The organism is Kineococcus siccus (assembly GCF_009906795.1).
In the GTDB taxonomy this organism is placed as follows: domain Bacteria; phylum Actinomycetota; class Actinomycetes; order Actinomycetales; family Kineococcaceae; genus Kineococcus; species Kineococcus siccus.
Genome location: NZ_JAAALN010000414.1, coordinates 1 through 910 on the forward strand (window position 1 = coordinate 1; position 910 = coordinate 910).

Annotated in this window: 2 protein-coding genes; both read right to left on the reverse strand. The window is 80.1% G+C overall.

Annotated elements, in window-relative coordinates:
* Positions 1 to 219 (reverse strand): hypothetical protein (locus GTR02_RS21875; RefSeq protein WP_166609566.1); only part of this gene is annotated, 219 nt, incomplete at its 3' end.
* Positions 216 to 910: ABC transporter ATP-binding protein (locus tag GTR02_RS21880; protein ID WP_205709818.1), on the reverse strand; the 695-nt coding region annotated here is incomplete at its 5' end. The genes GTR02_RS21880 and GTR02_RS21875, both read right to left, overlap by 4 nt.

Consider the following 910-nt stretch of genomic DNA (forward strand, 5'->3'; position numbering starts at 1 on the left):
GCTCCTGGCCACGCTGTACGCGCCCGCGGCCCGCCAGGCCGCGGGCGCGTACAGCGTGGCCAGGAGCAGGGCCACGTACGCGGAGTACCCGCGGGACCCGGCCGGCCGGCCCACCCGGGCGGAGCGCAGCACGGCGCGGGCGGCGGGCAGGGTCCCCGGCCGCGCCGGGGCCCGGCGCCGTGGCCACACCGCGGTGCGAACGCCGCTGGAGGGGCTCACGCGGCGTCGCGGGCGTGCAGGGCGAGCACCTCGTCCGCCAGCCCGTCGCGGAGCTCGCGGCTGTGCGTGGCCACGACGATGCTGATGCCCCGCGCCTTGACCCGGCGCAGCAGGGCGAGGCACTGCGCGCGCCGGTCGGCGTCGAGGCGCTGCTCGGGCTCGTCGAGCAGCAGCAGGCGCGCGGGGCGCATCGTCGCGCAGGCCAGGGCGAACACCTGGCTCTCGCCCGAGGACAGCTCGTCGGGGAACTGCCCCCGCACGGGCCCCAGACCCGTGGCGGCGAGCACCTCGTCCACCCCGGCCAGGACACGGCCGGCCGGCCACGCGGCCGCGACGAGCTCGAGGTGCTCGCGGACCGTCAGGTCCGGGTAGCACGCGAACCCCGCGAGCAGGACGGACACGTCCGCGGCGCACGCGCGGCGCGCCTCATCGGCGGGACGCCCCAGCACCTCGACCGCGCCGGACGTCGGGCGCGCGCGGCCGGCCAGCAGGTCGAGCAGGGTGCTCTTCCCGCTGCCGTTGGGGCCCACGACCGCGAGGCAGCGGCCCGGCGCGAGGGCGAACGACGTGGGGCGCAGCGCCTCCACGCTCCCGCGCACCAGGCCCGCCGACCGCGCGGACGCCACGGCGGTCGCGGGAGCCCCGGTCTGGTGCGGCACCCGGGCAGTCTCGCGCACGCCCCGCGCCCGCC